The sequence below is a fragment of the Streptomyces sp. NRRL WC-3605 genome (assembly GCF_001509795.1).
Classification (GTDB): Bacteria; Actinomycetota; Actinomycetes; order Streptomycetales; family Streptomycetaceae; genus Streptomyces; species Streptomyces viridochromogenes.
Genome location: NZ_LLZN01000040.1, coordinates 77,919 through 93,846 on the forward strand (window position 1 = coordinate 77,919; position 15,928 = coordinate 93,846).

Here is a 15,928-nt window from a genome sequence, read left to right on the forward strand (position 1 = left end):
TGGGTCTCAGGTCAGTCCGAGCGTGGGCAGCACGGCGGCCTCCACGAACCGGACGATGTACTCGGGGTCGGCGTCCTTGCCCTCCAGGACGGGACGGGCCCGCAGGACGCCGAAGATCTGGGCCGGGATGTAGTCGAGCGCCGGGTGGTCGGCGGGCACCTCGCCCCGCTCGACCCCGCGCCGCAGGATCTGCTTGAGCGCGTCGATCTCGGGGTCGATGAGCGCCTCGCGCAGCGCCGTCCGCAGCTCCGGGTCCTGCGTGACGGCGTGGCCGAGGGCCTGGAGCAGCCGGGTGTCCTTGGCCGACCAGGCGCCCGCCGCGCGGGCGGCCTCCCTCAGGTCGTCGGCCAGGGTGCCGGTGTCGATCCCGTCGAAGCGGGTCCGCCGGCTGGCCCGCAGGGCGGCCGCGACGAACTGCGGCTTGGTCCGCCACTGCCGGTAGAGCGTGGCCTTGCTGCACCGGGTGCTGGCCGCGACGCCCTCCATGGTGACGGAGTCGTAGCCGCAGGCGCGGATCTGGTCGAGAACGGCGTCGAAGAACTCCTGCTCACGCTCCCGGGTGAGCTTGGAGCGGCGCGAGGCGGCGACCGTGTCCGGTCCGTCCGCGGCCTGCGACGTCATCTGCTCGTCTCCTCGCTCCCGGGTGCGGCGCCCACCGCCGAGGGGCCCGCCCTCCAGTGTGTCGCACATCTATCGAAACGCCACTGTACCGGAACGCTGGCGTATCGGTACAGTGGCGTATCGGTACAAGCCCGTTTCGGAACGGGCACGTATCGATGAGTGTGCCGAGCCGGAGCAGTCCCCAGCCCGACAGCTCAGCCAGCACCACCTACGTCAGCGAAGGGGCCGGGGGATGAATGCCCGCACCGAGCCTTCCCAGCAGGAGGCCGCGCCACCGCGGCCATCCCTGGTCCGCGAACTCCTGCTCGTGGCGGGGTTCTTCCTCGTCTACAAGACCGGCCGCCAGCTGGCGGCCGGACACACCGCCGAGGCCTTCCGCAACGCGGACCGGCTGTGGGACCTGGAACGCGCGGTCCACCTCCCCCGGGAGGGCGCGGTGCAGCACCTCCTGCTGCACGGCGACGCCCTGGTGCGGGCGGCCAACACCTACTACGCGACCGTCCACTTCCCGGCCACCCTGGCCTTCCTGGTCTGGCTGTACCTGCGGCGCCCGGCGCACTACGTCTGGGCCCGCCGGGTCCTGACCGCCGTCACCGGGGCCGCCCTGCTGCTGCACCTGGCGTTCCCGCTCGCCCCGCCGCGCATGCTCGCCGCGACCGGGCTGCTGGACACCGCCCGCCTCTACGGCCCCTCCGTCTACGGCCCGCCGCAGAGCGACCAGCTCTCCAACCAGTTCGCGGCGATGCCGTCGCTGCACTTCGGCTGGGCCCTCATGGTGGCGCTCGGCCTGATCGCCGTCACCCGGTCGCGCTGGCGCGTGCTGTGGCTGCTGCACCCCGCGCTGACCCTGCTGGTGATCGTGGGCACGGCCAACCACTACTGGCTCGACGCGCTCGCGGCGACGGCCCTGCTGGGTCTCGCGCTCGCCCTGCTCCCCCGGCCCGGACCCACGGCCACCACGGCCGGCCGGGGCGCCGGACGGCTCCTGCCGGCACCCCGCCGGGGCGAGGCCGCCGGCCGGGACGCCGTCCTCGTGGGGGCGGGACGATGACCGCCACCGCGCTCGCCGTCGCGCTGTCCCTGGTCTCCGCCGTCGCCTACGCCACCGCCGCCGTCGCCCAGGAGCGGCTGGCCTCCCGCAGCGCCGGTGCCGGCCTGGTGCGGCTGCTGGGCTCGGGTGCCTGGTGGGGGACGGTGCTGCTCAACGCGACCGGCGCGCTCCTGCACGTCATAGCCCTGAAGTACGGCCCGCTGACGGTGGTCCAGCCGCTCGGCGCGCTCACGCTCGTGGCCGCCGTACCGCTGGGCGCGCGTCTCGCGGGCCGCCGGGTCGGCGCCGTCGAGTGGCGCGGCACGGCGCTGACGCTGACCGGTCTGGCCGCGATCCTCGTGACGGCGTCCGGGGCCGCGCCCGACGAGGTGCTGAGCACCTCCGAGGCGATCGGGGTCGCGGCGGTGACCGTCGCCCTGACCGGTCTGCTGGCCTGGCCGGGCGCCCGGCCAGGGCTGCGGCACGCGACCGCGTCCGGCTTCGCCTCCGGAGTCGCCTCGGCGCTCACCCAGACGGTGACGGTGGCCGCCACCGACCACTCCGCGCCGCTGCTCAGCCTCCAGGTCACCGGGGTGGCCGTGCTGGTGGCCTCGCTCGCGGCGGGCGGACTCCTGCTGTCGCAGACCGCCTACCGGGGCGGCCTCGGCGCCCCGCTCGCCGTGGTCACCCTCGCCAACCCGCTCGCGGCGGCCGTGATCGGGCTGGTCCTGCTCGGCGAACGGCTGCGGGGCGGACCGGCCGGTGTGCTGGCCGCGCTGGCCGGGGCGGGCCTGGCGTCCTGGGGTGTGGTGCTGCTCACCCGCGCCGCACCCGCGCCGGCCGGCCCCGCACCGGCCGGCCCCGCACCGGCCGGCCCGGCGACCGCGACCGAGCCCGCCATCGCGTCGGACCCCGCGGACGACGAGCACCCCGTGGCCGCCGTCCTGGCCCTGGAGCACGGGTCGGCTGCCCCGGAGCGGGTGGTGCTGCCCCGGCACCCCGACCCGGGGCACCTCACCCCCCTGTGAACCGGACCCGGCTACGCGGTCAGCGTCGCCGGGTCGCTCACCCCCGGCCGCCCGTTCTCGACGTGCCCGGCGAGGCGCCGCAGGAACGCGCGGTCGCCCTCGGCCGTGACGGTCAGGTCGTACCAGCGGCGGCTCGCCGCCAGCGCGAAGGTGCGGCGCACGGAGGCGCCGGGACGCACGGTCACCGTGACGGCACGGCCGCCGTACCCGTCGGCGATCCGCAGCCGGGCCGCGGACCGGCCCGCGTTGGTGAAGGTCAGCTCGACGCCCTCACCCCGGTGCCGGGCGGTGACCTCGGGGCCGGCCACCGCGTTCCCGCCCCGGAAGGCGCGGAAGAACCCGGCCGGGCCGTGCACGGTGAGGTCGTACGAGCCGTTCGAGGCCGCCGAGTCCCAGGTGCCGGTGATGCTCCTGCCGGCCTCGGTGGTGTACGTCCACGGGCCGTCGGTGCGGTTGGCCGAGGTGACGTGGAAGGCGCCGCCCGCCTTGGCGCCGGAGGCGAACGCCAGCGTGAAGGTGCCGGCCGCCGTGTCGACGTGGCCGTCCACGTGCGGGGCGTACCTCAGCGGACGGGTGGGCCGCAGCCCGCGCTCCTGCCGGGGCATGCCCGCCTCGGCCGGGGGCGTCGGCCGGTAGTCGGGGTGCCGCTGCCGGTCCGGCGGCTCGTAGGCGTCCGTTTCCGGCAGCCCGGCGGGCCGGCTGTCCTTGCGGGAGAAGTCGAACGCCGAGGTCAGATCGCCGCAGACGGCCCGCCGCCAGGGTGAGATCTGGGGCTCCTCGACGCCGAAGCGGCGCTCCATGAACCGCAGGATCGAGGTGTGGTCGAACGTCTCGGAGCAGACGTAGCCGCCCTTGCTCCAGGGCGAGACGACCAGCATCGGCACGCGCGGGCCGAGGCCGTAGGGCCCGGCCGTCCGTGTGGCGTCGCCCGGGTAGACGTCGAGCGAGACGTCGACGGTGGACCGGCCCCGGGAGGCGTCCTGCGGGGGCAGCGGCGGCACGACGTGGTCGAAGAAGCCGTCGTTCTCGTCGTAGGTGATGAACAGGGCCGTCCTCGACCAGACCTCCGGGTTCGAGGTGAGGGCGTCCAGGACCCGCGCGATGTACCAGGCGCCGTAGTTCGACGGCCAGTTGGAGTGCTCGGAGAACGCCTCCGGGGCGGCGATCCAGGAGACCTGCGGGAGCGTGCCGGCCTGGACGTCGGCGCGCAGCCGGTCGAAGTAGCCGTCGCCGGCCTTGGCGTCCGTGCCCGTGCGGGCCTTGTCGTACCAGGGGTCGCCGGGCCGGGCCTCGCGGTACTTGGTGAAGTACAGCAGGGAGTTGTCGCCGTAGTTGCCTCGGTACGCGTCGCCGATCCAGCCCCAGGAGCCGGCGGCGTCGAGTCCGTCGCCGATGTCCTGGTAGATCTTCCAGGACACCCCGGCCCGCTCCAGGCGCTCGGGATACGTCGTCCAGCCGTAGCCGAGTTCGTCGTTGCCGAGGACGGGGCCGCCGCCGGTGCCGTCGTTGCCCGTGTGACCGCTCCACAGGTAGTAGCGGTTGGGGTCGGTCGAGCCGATGAACGAGCAGTGGTAGGCGTCGCAGACGGTGAACGCGTCGGCGAGGGCGTAGTGGAAGGGGATGTCCTCGCGGGTCAGGTACGCCATCGTCGTGGTGCCCTTGGCGGGGACCCACCGGTCGTACTTGCCGCCGTTGTACGCCTGGTGCCCGTCGGCCCAGCCGTGCGGAAGGCCCTCCAGGAACCGCATGCCGAGGTCGTCGGCGTCCGGGTGGAACGGCAGGACGTCCTTGACGCCGTCCGACTGGTGCCAGACGGGCTTGCCGTCGTCCCGCCGGACCGGGCGGGGGTCGCCGAAGCCGCGGACGCCGCGCAGGGTGCCGAAGTAGTGGTCGAAGGAACGGTTCTCCTGCATGAGGACGACGATGTGCTCGACATCCTCCAGAGAGCCCGTGCGATGGTGCGCCGGGAGCGCGGCGGCCCGCTGGATGCTGCTCGACAGGGCGCTGAACGCCGTGGTGGCACCCGCGATCTGCAGGAATCGGCGCCGGTTGACTTCGGGCATGGGTGGAAGACCTCTTCCCAACGTGAACGGTGATCCGGCCGGTCGGTGACAACGCGCGCGACAGGAGTGTTCCAGGGGTACCGAACGGCGGGGAAGGGTGCGATGGCACGCGTGTGAAGGTCACGGGTACACGGGGTGCGGCGCTTCCCGGCGACGGGCGCCGCTGCCGTGCCGCACATGACCGCGTTCGCGAGATGTGGCCGCGGCTGCGGACGGCGCCCACTTCAGAGCGCCGTCCTGGGAAGGCCGGACTCAGCCGCCGCGCCGCACCCGGGCCGCCTGGCGGGCCTCCGCGAGCTTGCGGGCCTCGCTGCTCTTGCGGGACGGCCTGCCGCCGGAGCCGCCCTTCGCGTCCTTGGTGGTGCCCAGGCCGCGGAACGGGGCGTTGTGGTTCTTGGGGCGCTGTGCGGCCTGCTCACGGTCGAGAGGCTGTCCGGAGGGCGCCCTGGCGCCGGTGATCCGGCTGAGCCCGGCCTCGCCGGACCGCACCTTGGTGACCTCGGGCGCGACGCCGGCATCTGCCATGACCTGGCTCGTCTCGCGGCGCTGTCCCGACAGGACGAGCGTCACGACGGTGCCGGAGCGGCCGGCCCGGGCCGTTCGGCCCGCGCGGTGCAGGTAGTCCTTCGGGTCGGTGGCCGGGTCGACGTTGACCACGAGGTCGAGGTCGTCGACGTGCAGGCCGCGTGCGGCGACGTTCGTCGCCACCAGTGCCGTGACCTGCCCGTTCTTGAACTGGGCCAGGGTCCTGGTGCGCTGCGGCTGGGCCTTGCCGCTGTGCAGGGCGGCGGCCGCCACGCCACTGGCGCGCAGATGACGCGTGAGCTGGTCGACACCGTGCTTCGTGTCGAGGAACAGCAGGACGCGGCCGTCCCGGGCGGCGATCTCCGTGGTCACGGCGTACCGGTCGGGACCGTGCACGACGAGGACGTGGTGCTCGATCGTGGGGACCGCGCTGGACGAGGGGTCCACGGAGTGGACGACAGGGTCGCGCAGATGGTCCCGCACCAGCTGGTCGACGTCGCGGTCCAGGGTGGCGGAGAACAGCATGCGCTGCCCCTCGGGACGCACCTGGTCCAGGATCTCCGTGACCTGCGGCAGGAACCCCAAGTCGCACATCTGGTCGGCCTCGTCCAGGACCGTGATGCGCACGCGTCCCAGGCGGCAGGCCTTCCGGTCGACGAGGTCGTGCAGCCGGCCGGGCGTGGCGACGACGATCTCGGCGCCGTCCCGCAGCGCGGCGGCCTGCCGTCCGAGGGACACTCCGCCCACGACGGTCGTGAGCCGCAGCCGCAGCGCCTCCGCGTACGGGGTGAGCACCTCACCGACCTGCTGCGCCAGCTCCCGGGTGGGTACCAGCACGAGCGCCAGCGGCTCCTTGGGCTGTGCGCGCCGCCCGGCCGTCCGGGCGAGCATCCCCAGACCGAAGGCGAGCGTCTTGCCGGAACCGGTGCGGCCCCGACCCAGGACGTCCCGTCCCGCGAGGGCGTTGGGCAGGGCCGCCGCCTGGATGGGGAAGGGCACCGTCACACCGTGCTCGGCGAGCACCCGCAGAATGCCGGCCGGCAGCCCCAGCTCCGCGAAGGACGCCGCCGGGGGCAGCGCCGGGGTCCCGCCCGGCATCTCGTCCTGCCGGGCGTCGACACGTGCTGACTCGCTCATGGAAGGCCTTCCTCCAAAGGGACCGTACCGAGGAAGGCGCGGCAGGGACGGGGCCGCCGGCCGGGGACCCCGCACCGGGCACCGACACAGCGACGCTGCAAACGCACAACGCTAGCACGGAGCCCACGTCCGACTTCTTCCGTGACGCGGAAGCCGTATTGCGCCCCCCGGCGGCCGGTGCCGACGATGGCGCCACCGACCTCGACGACGGGAGCAGCTGCCGTGCCGCACATGACAGCGTTCGCCAGGAACCAGTGGTACGTCGCCGCCTACAGTCACGAAGTGGGGCGGGAGTTGCTCGGGCGGAGTGTCTGCGGGGAGACGCTCGTGCTCTACCGCACCGAGGAGGGGGCGCCGGTCGTGCTGCACGACCGGTGCGTGCACCGGCGGTACCCGCTTTCCGAGGCGCCGACGCGGCTCGACGGGGACCGGATCGTGTGCGGGTACCACGGGTTCACGTACGACACGACCGGGACGTGCGTGTACGTGCCCGGGCAGAAGCGCGTGCCGCGCACGGCGCGCGTCGCCTCGTACCCGGTGGTCGAGCAGGACTCGCTGATCTGGGTGTGGATCGGCGACCCGGAGCCGGCCGACCCGGCCGGTATCCCCCGCGCCCGGCACCTGGACGCGCCGGGCTGGGTCACCGTGCGCGGGATGGAGCCCATCGACTGTGACTACGGTCTGCTGGTCGACAACCTCCTCGACCTCTCGCACGAGACGTATCTGCACGGCGGTCACATCGGCACCCCCGAGGTCGCCGAGACGCCGATCACCACCGAGGTGGACGAGGGCGCGGGCATCGTGCGGGTGAGCCGGCACATGGACGACGCCGAGTGCCCGCCGTTCTACGCCCGCTCGACCGGGATCGACGGCCGCATCACCCGCTGGCAGGACATCGAGTACCACGCGCCCTGCCTCTACGTGCTGCACAGCCGGGTCGCGCCGGTCGGTGTGTCGCCGCGGCCGGACGGCAGCGACCCGGACGCCTTCCACACCGAGGTCACCTACGCCATCACGCCCTCCGGGGACGGCACGGTGTACGACTTCTGGGCGGTGTCCCGGGACTGGGCGACCGGGGACGAGGATGTCACGGAGTTCCTGCGCGCCAGCAACCACACCGTGGTGATGCAGGACGTCGACGCCCTCAACCTCCTCCAGCAGACCCTCGGCACCGAGCGGCACGGCTACCAGGAGCTCAGCATCAACATCGACACCGGCGGCCTGGCCGCCCGCCGCATTCTCGCGCGGTTGGTCGAGCAGGGCGCCAAGCCGGAGGAGAAGGTCCGGTGAGCGGCGGGGAGGTGTACCGCGTCGACTGGGTGCCGGGCACCGACCTGCTGCACGGAACCTGTCACTGCGGCCTTGAGCACCGGGCCGAGGACCCGGTGCGGATGTGGGAGTGGATGCTCGCGCACCCGCAAGGGCACCGGATGCCGGAGGACGAGGCGTGACGGAGGCGTACGAGGCGGAACTCGTCGTCGAGCGGACGGAGTTGGCCGCCGACGGTGTGCTCGTCCTCCTCCTGCGCCACCCGCTGGGCGCGCCGCTGCCCGCCTGGGAGCCCGGCGCCCACGTCGATCTGCTGCTCGGGCCCGGGCTGGAGCGGCAGTACTCGCTGTGCGGCGACCCGGCGGACCGGGCGCGGTGGCGGATCGCCGTGCTTCGGGAGCCCGCCGGGCGCGGCGGGTCCGCCCGGGTGCACGAGCGGCTGGGAGCGGGCGCCACGGTGCGGGTGCGCGGTCCACGCAACCACTTCCGGCTGGAGCCCGCCCGCGCCTACCGGTTCGTCGCCGGCGGCATCGGCGTCACCCCGATCCTGCCCATGCTGGCCGCGGCCGAGGCGGCGGGCGCCGAGTGGAGCCTGCTGTACGGCGGCCGCACGCGCCGGTCCATGGCGTTCACGGCGGAACTGGCGGCGTACGGCGGGCGGGTCACCCTGGCGCCGGAGGACGAGTGCGGTCTGCTGGACCTCGGCCCGGTGCTGGACGGGCTGCCCGAGGGCACGCTGGTGTACTGCTGCGGTCCCGGTCCCCTGCTGGACGCCGTGGAGGAGCGCTGCCCGCCGGGCGCCCTGCGTGTCGAGCGGTTCCAGCCGAAGGACCAACCCGGAGACGCGGGCGCGGAGTTCGACGTCGAACTGGCCCGCAGCGGGCTGACCGTCACCGTCGGGCCCGGCGTCTCCGTGCTGGACGCGGTGCGGGCCGCGGGGGTCGAGGTGCTGTACTCCTGCACCGAGGGAACCTGCGGCACCTGCGAGACCGACGTCCTCGACGGCACGCCCGACCACCGGGACTCCGTGCTGACCGCCGAGGAACAGGCGAGCGGCGAGACGATGATGATCTGCGTGTCCCGGTGCGCGGGGCGGCGGCTGCTCCTCGATCTGTGACCTTGCCGACGACGGCGCGCCCCTGTGCGCGGACGCGCCCCAGCTCGTCCGAAGGGCCGCGCGGGTCATGAGCGTGCGGGTGGTCAGGGACCTCAACTCGGCGCGTTCCAGACGGCGTTCGGACTCGGTTGAAGCTTCCACCTTCCCGCTGGGCGAGAACGCGCACTAGTGTGCGCGGTGCGCACAACCTGTCGGAACACCGTTGCACCGTTGTCTGTACAGGAGGAGCCATGCGTCGTCTGTCCGCCGGTCTCACCACCGGCGCCCTGCTGCTCGTCGCGACGGCCTGTGGCTCGTCCGGCGACGAACCCTCGAAGGGCGGCGGATCGTCCGGCAGGCTCACGACCGTGAAGGTCGGGCTCATCCCCATCGTCGACGTCGCCCCGCTCTACCTCGGCCAGAAGAAGGGCTTCTTCGAGAAGCAGGGCCTGGAGCTGGAGTTCACGACGGCCCAGGGCGGCGCGGCGATCGTGCCGGGGGTGGCGAGCGGTCAGTTCCAGTTCGGGTTCAGCAATGTGACGTCCCTGATGGTCGCGCAGTCCAACGGCGTTCCGGTGCGGGCGGTCGCCAACGGCATCGCCTCGACCGGCAACGCGGGCGAGGACTTCGGCGCCCTGATGGTCAAGAAGGGCAGCCCGCTGAAGTCCCCCGAACAGCTGGAGGGCAGGAAGGTCGCCATCAACACGTTGAAGAACATCAACGAGACGGCCGTGCGCGCCTCGGTGCGCGACGCGGGCGGCGACCCGGACGAGGTGGAGTTCGTCGAGCTGCCCTTCGACCAGATGCCGGCCGCCCTGGACAAGGGGCAGATCGACGCCGCCATGGTGGTCGAGCCGGCGACGGCCACGATCAGGAACCAGGAGGGCGTCGAGATCGCCTCGCCGCTGGTGGACGTGGCGCCCGACCTCACCGTCGCCCTGTACTTCACGTCGGTGCGGTACGCGGAGCGCAACCCCGAGGTCGTGAGGAAGTTCCAGAAGGCGGCCGCGCAGTCCCTGGCCTACGCCGACGCCCACCCGGACGAGGCGCGCGAGATCATCACGACGTACACGAAGATCCCGGCGGAGGTGCTGGCCAAGGTCACCCTGCCGAAGTGGCCGGCCGAGGCGAACCGGTCCTCCATCGACGCCCTGATGAAACTCGGCCAGTCGGACGGCCTCTTCAAGAACCCGCCGAACCTCGACGAACTGCTGCCGTGAGGGACGCGGACCGGTGAGGGGGACGAACGCCGTCCTCGGCGTGGCGGGTCTGGCCGGCTTCCTGGCCCTGGCCGAGGCGGTGCCGCGGCTCGGCCTGGTCGACGAGGAGTACCTGCCGCCCGCCGGCCGGATCGCCGCCGCGCTCGGGGACGAGGCCGCCGACCCCGCGTTCTGGACCGCGCTCGGCGACACGCTCACCGGCTGGGCGCTGGGCCTGGCGATCGCGTCCTGCGCGGGGATCGTGGCCGGTGTCGTCCTGTCCGTCGTGCCGTATCTCCGGCAGGCCACCGCCTCCACCATCGAGTTCCTGCGGCCCATCCCCTCCGTCGCCCTCATCCCGCTCGCGGTCCTGCTCTACGGCTCCGAACTGCGCTCGGTGCTCCTCCTCGTCGTCTACGCGTCCTTCTGGCAGGTGCTGATCCAGGTCCTGTACGGCGTCCAGGACGTCGACCCGGTCGCCGAGGAGACGGCGCGGTCGTACGGGCTGGGCACCTGGGCGCGGATCCGGTACGTGCTGTGGCCGACCGCGCTGCCCTATGTGATGACGGGTGTGCGCCTCGCGGCCGCGGTCGCGCTGATCCTCGCCGTCACCGCCGAACTCGTCATCGGGGCGCCGGGGCTCGGGCAGCGCATCGGGGTCGCGCAGACCTCTCAGGCGGTGCCCGAGCTGTACGCGCTGATCGTGGTGACGGGCCTGCTGGGGCTCGTCATCAACGTGGGGGCGCGTGCGGTGGAGCGCCGGGCGCTCGCCTGGCACCAGTCGGTGCGCGGGGAGGTGGCGGTGTGAGACGCGTGCTGCTGCGGGTGGTCCTGGCGTGCGCGCTGCCCGCCGTGCTCGTGACCGTCTGGTGGGTGGCGTCGGCGGGCAGCACCGACGTGTACTGGCCGCCGCTGCGGACGATCCTCACCGCGTTCCCGGACGTGTGGACGGCGGACCGGCTGCGCGGCGACGTGCTGCCGAGCGTCTGGCGGCTGGCGGCCGGTTACGCCCTGGCTGCCGTCGCCGGGGTGGCGCTCGGCACGCTCATCGGCTCCCACCGGCGGGTGCGGGCGGTGTGCGAACCGGTCCTGGAGTTCCTGCGCGCGGTGCCGCCGCCCGTGCTCGTGCCGGTCATCATGCTGTTCGCGGGGATCGGCGACACGATGAAGGTCGCGGTGATCGCGAGCGGCTGCGTCTGGCCGGTGCTGCTGAACACCGTCGAGGGCGTCCGCGCGGTGGACCCGGTGATGGCGGAGGCGGCCCGGTCGTACGGGATCACGGGGACGGCCCGGCTGCGGAGCCTGGTGCTGCCCTCGGCGAGCCCGCAGATCTTCACGGGCCTGCGCCAGGCCCTGTCGATCGGCATCATCCTCATGGTGATCAGCGAGATGTTCGCCGCCAGCAACGGGCTCGGGTTCACCATCGTGCAGTTCCAGCGGGGTTTCGCGATCCCCGACATGTGGACCGGCATCCTCCTGCTCGGGATGCTGGGCGTCGTGCTGTCGGTCCTGTTCCGGCTGGCCGAGCGGCGGGTGCTCGGCTGGTACCACGGTCTGCGCGCCTCGGCCCGGCGGTCGCCGTGAACCTTCAGAAAGGGCGGTCCATGCTGGACGTACGGGGTCTGCGGAAGGTCTACGAGGGCTCGGGACGGCGGGTGGAGGCGGTGCGCGACCTGACCTTCACCGTCGACCCGGGCGATCTGGTCTGTCTCGTGGGCCCGTCGGGCTGCGGCAAGACCACCCTGCTGAAGTGCATGGCCGGGCTGCTCGAGCCGACCGGCGGCGAGGTGCTGCTGGAGGGGCGGCGGGTCGACGGGCCGCCGCCCGGGACGGCGTTCGTCTTCCAGGAGTACGGGCGCAGCCTGTTCCCGTGGATGCGGGTCGGCGAGAACGTCGAACTGCCGTTGCGGCAGAAGGATATGAGCAAGGCGGAGCGCCGGGCACTGGTGCGGGACGCCCTGGAGTCGGTAGGCCTGGCGGACGCGGCCGGCGCCTACCCGTGGCAGCTGTCGGGCGGGATGCAGCAGCGGGTCGCGATCGCCCGGGCGCTGGCGTACGAACCACGTGTGCTGCTGATGGACGAGCCGTTCGCGGCCGTGGACGCGCAGACCAGGGCCGATCTGGAGGACCTGGTGCGGGGGCTGTGGCGGCAGCGCGGCATCACGATCCTCTTCGTCACCCATGACATCGACGAGGCCGTCTATCTCGGGGAGCGGGTGATCGTGCTGTCCGCGTCCCCGACGGTCGTCCGGGAGCAGCTCACGGTCGACCTGCCCGCCGAGCGCGACCAGTTGCACACCCGCGTGGACCCGCGCTTCGCCGGTCTGCGCACCCGTGTGTACGAGCAGATCCAGGCGGCGAAGCGCGGGGAAGTGCGGGACGCGCTCACGAAGTCGAGTACGCCTCCACCTCGCTGAACGGCGTCCGGCCGTCCGGTGCCGGCCGCTCACGGACAGCGGCAGCCCGGCCGGGTGCCGCGGCGGTCTCAGGCGCGCAGCCAGACCGCGGTGTCCTGGGGCAGCCGGCCGTCGGGGTCCAGCGGGCCGCTGCCGAGGAGGAGTTCGGAGTGCGCGGGCAGGTCGGCCGGGGTGTCCGACAGGTTGACCACGCAGAGGGTGCCGGGGGCCCGGGTGAAGGCGAGCACGCCGTCGGGCGCCGGGAGCCAGGCGAGCGGTCCGTCGCCGAACTCCGGGCGCAGGGCGATGGCCCGGCGGTACAGGGTGAGCATGGAGCCGGGGTCGGCGGCCTGCCGGTCGGCGGCGTACGCGGCCCAGCCCTCGGGCTGCGGCAGCCAGGGCTCCACCTGGGCGCCGAACCCGGCGTACGGCTCACCGGCCGCCCAGGGCAGCGGCACGCGGCAGCCGTCGCGGCCCGGGTCGGTGCCGCCGGAGCGGGCGTGCATCGGGTCCTCGATGCGGTCGAGCGGGATGTCCGCCTCGGGCAGGCCCAGTTCCTCGCCCTGGTAGAGGTAGACGGAGCCGGGCAGCGCCAGGGACAGCAGCGCGGCGGCGCGGGCGCGGCGGGTGCCGAGGGCGAGGTCGGTGAGGGTGCCGAACGCCTTGGTGGCGAAGTCGAAGCCGGTGTCGGCGCGGCCGTACCGGGTGACCGTGCGGGTGACGTCGTGGTTGCACAGCACCCAGGTGGTGGGGGCGCCGACCGGGGCGTGCTCGGCGAGGGTGGTGTCGATCGACGTGCGCAGCCGCTCCGCGTCCCACGGGCAGGACAGGAAGGAGAAGTTGAAGGCGGTGTGCAGTTCGTCGGGGCGCAGATAGCGGGCGAACCGCTCGGGGTCGGGCAGCCAGACCTCGCCGACGAAGACGCCGTCGTACTCGTCGGCGACGGCCCGCCAGGAGCGGTAGACGTCGTGGAGTTCGTCCCGGTCGACGTAGGGGTGGGGGTCGGGGCGCGAGGCGAGGTCGGGCAGGGCCGGGTCCTTGGCGAGCAGGGCGGCGGAGTCGATGCGGACGCCGGCCACGCCCCGCTCGAACCAGAAGCGCAGGATGTCCTCGTGTTCCTGGCGGACAGCCGGGTGGGCCCAGTTGAGGTCGGGCTGTTCCGGGGTGAACAGGTGCAGGTACCACTCGCCGTCGGGCAGCCTCGTCCAGACGGGGTCGGTCGAGCCGACGAACTCCGACGGCCAGTCGTTTGGCGGCAGGGAGCCGTCGGGGCCACGTCCGGGCCGGAAGTGGAACAGTTCGCGCTCGGGGCTGCCGGGTCCGGCCTCGCGGGCGGCGCGGAACCAGGGGTGCTGGTCGGAGACGTGGTTGGGCACGATGTCGACGATCGTGCGGATGCCGAGCTCACCGGCCTCGGCGATCAGCTTCTCCGCCTCGGCGAGGGTGCCGAAGGCCGGGTCGATGGCCCGGTAGTCGGCGACGTCGTAGCCGCCGTCCTTCAGTGGGGAGACGTACCAGGGTGTGAACCACAGGGCGTCCACGCCGAGTTCGGCGAGGTAGGGCAGCCGGGCGCGGACGCCCGCGAGGTCGCCGGTGCCGTCGCCGTCGCCGTCCGCGAAGCTGCGGACGTAGACCTGGTAGATGACGGCGGAGCGCCACCACGATGCGGCGGCAGGACGGGACTGTGCCACGGTGTGGCCCTTTCTGTCGGGAGGGGGAGGGCGTCCGGGGGACGTCCGGAGGGACGTCAGCCCTTGGTGCTGCCCGCGCCGATCCCCGCGATGATGTGCCGCTGGAAGGCGAGGAACATCGCGACCATGGGGATGCTCGCGATGACCATCGCGGCGATGAGCACGGTCAGCGGGATGTTCTGCGACAGCTGGACGAGCGCGACGCTGATGGGCTGCTTGCCGGTGTCGGAGAACACCATCAGCGGCCAGAGGAAGTCCTGCCAGACGGCGACCAGGGCGAAGATCGACACCACGCCGAGGACCGGCCGGGACATCGGCAGCACGATCGACCACAGGGTGCGCAGCCGGCCTGCGCCGTCCATCTCGGCGGCCTCCAGCACATCGCGCGGCAGCTGGTCGAAGAACCGCTTGAGCAGGTAGAGGTTGAAGGCGTTGGCGACGGCCGGCAGCCAGATCGCCACGGGGTCGTTGAGCAGCCCGAGGTCGGCCACGGTCAGGTACTTCGGCACGACGAGCGCCTGGGCGGGGACCATGAGGGTGGCGAGGATGCCGCCGAGGACGACCTTGCCGAAGGCGGGCCGCAGCTTGGACAGCGCGTAGGCGGCGGCCGTGCAGAACACCAGCTGGCACAGCCAGGCGCCGGCGGCCTGGACGACGGTGTTCCACAGATGGGTGGGCAGCTGCATCAGGTCCCAGGCGTCGGTGTAGCCGCTGACGTGCCAGCGTTCGGGTACCAGGGTGGGCGGGGTCCTGGCGACCTCGTCCGCCGACTTCATGGCGCCCGTGACCATCCAGTACACGGGGAAGAGGAACGCGATCACGAACAGCAGGACGGTGCCGGTGAACACGGTCCAGTAGGCGGCCTTGCCGCGCGGCCGGGCCAGGGCGGCCGGCGAGAGGAGGGTCCGGGTGCTCATGCGCTCTCCCCTTCGCCGCGGGTCAGTCTCAGGTACACGGCGGAGAAGGCGCCGAGGAGCACGAGGAGCATCACGCTCAGGGCGCAGGCTCCGCCGAAGTCGTTGTAGAGGAAGGCGTACTTGTAGATCAGGTAGAGGACGGTGACCGTGGCGTTCTCCGGGCCGCCGCCGGTGATCACGAAGGGTTCGGTGAACACCTGCATGGTGGCGATGATCTGAAGGAGCATCAGCATCAGGATGACGAACCGGGTCTGCGGGATCGTGACGTGCCGGACGCGTTGCAGGAGGTTCGCGCCGTCGAGTTCGGCCGCCTCGTACAGCTCTCCTGGGATGGACTGGAGCGCCGCGAGGTAGATCAGCACGGTCCCGCCCATGTTGGCCCAGGTGGCGACGATGACGAGGGAGACCAGCGCGGTGTCGGCGCCGTTGGACCAGTTCGAGGTCGGCAGGTGCAGGAAGCGCAGCGCCTCGTTGGCGAGCCCGGTGCCCGGGTCGTAGAACCACTTCCACAGCAGGGCGCTGACCACCGGCGGGATCATCACCGGCAGGTACACCACGACCCGGAAGAACGCCTTGGCGTGCCGGAGTTCGTTGAGGACCAGGGCGAGCACGAAGGGGATCGCGAAGCCGATCAGCAGGGCGAGCAGGGTGAAGGTGAGCGTGTTGCGCCAGGCCGCCGTGAACTCCGGGTCGGCGAACACACGGGTGAAGTTGGCGGTGCCGACCCACTCGGGCTCGCCTCCCGGCGTGTACTTCTGGAAGGCGATCACGACCGCGCGGATCGCCGGGTACCAGGAGAACAGGGCGAAGCAGACGAGGCCGCCGACGAGGAAGCCGTAGGCGCGGGCCTGGTCGGCGAGGCGGCGCCGCCTCCGGTCCCCTGCCGGGGGCGGCGCCTGCACGGGGTGTACCGCGACCTTCGCGACGGTCCGTCGCCGAGCCGTGTCGGTCATGGT

15 protein-coding genes are annotated in these 15,928 nt (G+C 72.9%); 9 read left to right on the forward strand and 6 right to left on the reverse strand.

Annotated features, from left to right (window positions below; all coding sequences use genetic code 11):
* Positions 1 to 6 precede the first annotated feature (6 nt).
* Complete coding sequence (locus ADL34_RS08250) at positions 7 to 621, reverse strand: TetR/AcrR family transcriptional regulator (protein ID WP_062665405.1); 615 nt, start codon at positions 619 to 621, stop codon at positions 7 to 9.
* A 232-nt stretch (positions 622 to 853) separates the two neighbouring features.
* On the opposite strand from ADL34_RS08250, the gene ADL34_RS08255 reads away from it, so the two are divergent.
* Positions 854 to 1,672 carry a phosphatase PAP2 family protein gene (locus ADL34_RS08255; protein ID WP_062665407.1) on the forward strand — a complete coding sequence of 273 codons (819 nt, stop codon included), beginning with the start codon at positions 854 to 856 and terminating at the stop codon, positions 1,670 to 1,672.
* The gene (locus ADL34_RS08260; protein ID WP_062665409.1) at positions 1,669 to 2,679 is read left to right on the forward strand and encodes a hypothetical protein; all 1,011 of its coding nucleotides are present in this window, start codon (positions 1,669 to 1,671) and stop codon (positions 2,677 to 2,679) included. Before ADL34_RS08255 ends, ADL34_RS08260 begins: the two co-directional genes overlap by 4 nt.
* Before the next feature lie 11 nt (positions 2,680 to 2,690).
* Here the strand turns inward: ADL34_RS08260 and ADL34_RS08265 are convergent, their stop codons facing one another.
* Both ADL34_RS08265 and ADL34_RS08270 read right to left on the reverse strand, forming a co-directional pair.
* Positions 2,691 to 4,742 carry a phosphocholine-specific phospholipase C gene (locus tag ADL34_RS08265; RefSeq protein ID WP_062665411.1) on the reverse strand — a complete coding sequence of 684 codons (2,052 nt, stop codon included), beginning with the start codon at positions 4,740 to 4,742 and terminating at the stop codon, positions 2,691 to 2,693.
* A gap of 252 nt (positions 4,743 to 4,994) precedes the next feature.
* Positions 4,995 to 6,404: a DEAD/DEAH box helicase gene (locus ADL34_RS08270; protein WP_062665413.1), complete on the reverse strand. Its 1,410-nt coding sequence runs from the start codon at positions 6,402 to 6,404 to the stop codon at positions 4,995 to 4,997.
* Between the two features lie 222 nt (positions 6,405 to 6,626).
* Between ADL34_RS08270 and ADL34_RS08275 the strand changes: the two genes are divergently transcribed.
* The 7 genes from ADL34_RS08275 (at position 6,627) to ADL34_RS08300 (ending at position 12,385) form a co-directional block, all read left to right on the forward strand.
* A complete protein-coding gene (locus tag ADL34_RS08275; RefSeq protein WP_107115573.1) occupies positions 6,627 to 7,694 on the forward strand; it encodes an aromatic ring-hydroxylating dioxygenase subunit alpha in 1,068 nt (355 codons plus the stop codon).
* A complete protein-coding gene (locus tag ADL34_RS36335) occupies positions 7,691 to 7,855 on the forward strand; it encodes a hypothetical protein (protein ID WP_199835541.1) in 165 nt (54 codons plus the stop codon). The genes ADL34_RS08275 and ADL34_RS36335 overlap by 4 nt, the downstream gene beginning before the upstream one ends.
* Positions 7,852 to 8,790, forward strand: a complete 939-nt coding sequence (locus ADL34_RS08280; protein ID WP_062665415.1) for a PDR/VanB family oxidoreductase — start codon at positions 7,852 to 7,854, stop codon at positions 8,788 to 8,790. The genes ADL34_RS36335 and ADL34_RS08280 overlap by 4 nt, the downstream gene beginning before the upstream one ends.
* Positions 8,791 to 9,020: 230 nt before the next feature.
* Positions 9,021 to 9,989 carry an ABC transporter substrate-binding protein gene (locus ADL34_RS08285; protein WP_062665417.1) on the forward strand — a complete coding sequence of 323 codons (969 nt, stop codon included), beginning with the start codon at positions 9,021 to 9,023 and terminating at the stop codon, positions 9,987 to 9,989.
* Between the two features lie 13 nt (positions 9,990 to 10,002).
* On the forward strand, positions 10,003 to 10,776 hold the full coding sequence (locus tag ADL34_RS08290) for an ABC transporter permease (protein WP_062665419.1): 774 nt from the start codon (positions 10,003 to 10,005) through the stop codon (positions 10,774 to 10,776).
* Positions 10,773 to 11,552 (forward strand): ABC transporter permease, encoded by a 780-nt coding sequence (locus ADL34_RS08295; RefSeq protein WP_062665421.1) that lies wholly within the window; start codon positions 10,773 to 10,775, stop codon positions 11,550 to 11,552. The genes ADL34_RS08290 and ADL34_RS08295 overlap by 4 nt, the downstream gene beginning before the upstream one ends.
* A gap of 20 nt (positions 11,553 to 11,572) precedes the next feature.
* The gene (locus ADL34_RS08300; protein WP_062665423.1) at positions 11,573 to 12,385 is read left to right on the forward strand and encodes an ABC transporter ATP-binding protein; all 813 of its coding nucleotides are present in this window, start codon (positions 11,573 to 11,575) and stop codon (positions 12,383 to 12,385) included.
* A 68-nt stretch (positions 12,386 to 12,453) separates the two neighbouring features.
* Here ADL34_RS08300 and ADL34_RS08305 read toward each other — a convergent pair whose 3' ends face one another.
* Genes ADL34_RS08305 through ADL34_RS08315 form a run of 3 tightly spaced genes read right to left on the reverse strand, consistent with a single transcriptional unit; the run spans position 12,454 to position 15,925 of the window.
* Positions 12,454 to 14,055: a glycoside hydrolase family 13 protein gene (locus ADL34_RS08305; RefSeq protein WP_062665424.1), complete on the reverse strand. Its 1,602-nt coding sequence runs from the start codon at positions 14,053 to 14,055 to the stop codon at positions 12,454 to 12,456.
* A gap of 56 nt (positions 14,056 to 14,111) precedes the next feature.
* Positions 14,112 to 14,972 carry a carbohydrate ABC transporter permease gene (locus ADL34_RS08310; protein ID WP_062665425.1) on the reverse strand — a complete coding sequence of 287 codons (861 nt, stop codon included), beginning with the start codon at positions 14,970 to 14,972 and terminating at the stop codon, positions 14,112 to 14,114.
* The gene (locus tag ADL34_RS08315) at positions 14,969 to 15,925 is read right to left on the reverse strand and encodes a carbohydrate ABC transporter permease (RefSeq protein ID WP_062665426.1); all 957 of its coding nucleotides are present in this window, start codon (positions 15,923 to 15,925) and stop codon (positions 14,969 to 14,971) included. Before ADL34_RS08315 ends, ADL34_RS08310 begins: the two co-directional genes overlap by 4 nt.
* Between the last annotated feature and the right edge of the window lie 3 nt (positions 15,926 to 15,928).